Annotated in this window: 1 tRNA gene; it reads right to left on the bottom strand. The window is 37.0% G+C overall.

Going from position 1 to position 451, the window contains the following annotated elements:
- Positions 1-357: 357 nt before the first annotated feature.
- Positions 358-433, bottom strand: a tRNA-Glu gene (locus tag TZ48_RS04475).
- Positions 434-451 lie beyond the last annotated feature (18 nt).

Genomic DNA, 451 nt, shown 5'->3' with positions numbered 1-451 from the left:
TCTTTCTATTTGTCTTCACTTTGGAAAAGTGAAAGCAAACGGTCAAACAACCAAAGTTGTCTGCAATTTTTATACATGATGCAGACTCGATTTTGCCGGACTCAAAAATTTCTTTTGCTTTCTAAAAGCGAAAACAAAAGCCAAGAACACTTGAATGTGTGTTGGTACCTAATCAAAAGATTAGGATTTGAGAACTTTTAATTGAATAACTTAATCAACAGCCTTGAGCTGTTTTGTTTTACTTTTTCAAAAGTAAAACCAATTAAGCTATTCGTCAGCTTTCCAAATTTTTAAAGAGCTAATCACTTCGTAATGAAGTAACCATTTTTAAGAACACTTAAGAAATGCGCTTAAAGATGGTATCCCGTAGGGGAGTCGAACCCCTGTTACCGCCGTGAAAGGGCGGTGTCCTAGGCCTCTAGACGAACGGGACACGGTGTCTTAAATCTAT

Source organism: Vibrio variabilis (assembly GCF_003263785.1).
Classification (GTDB): Bacteria; Pseudomonadota; Gammaproteobacteria; order Enterobacterales; family Vibrionaceae; genus Vibrio; species Vibrio variabilis.
This window is presented reverse-complemented; position numbering and strand designations above follow the sequence as displayed.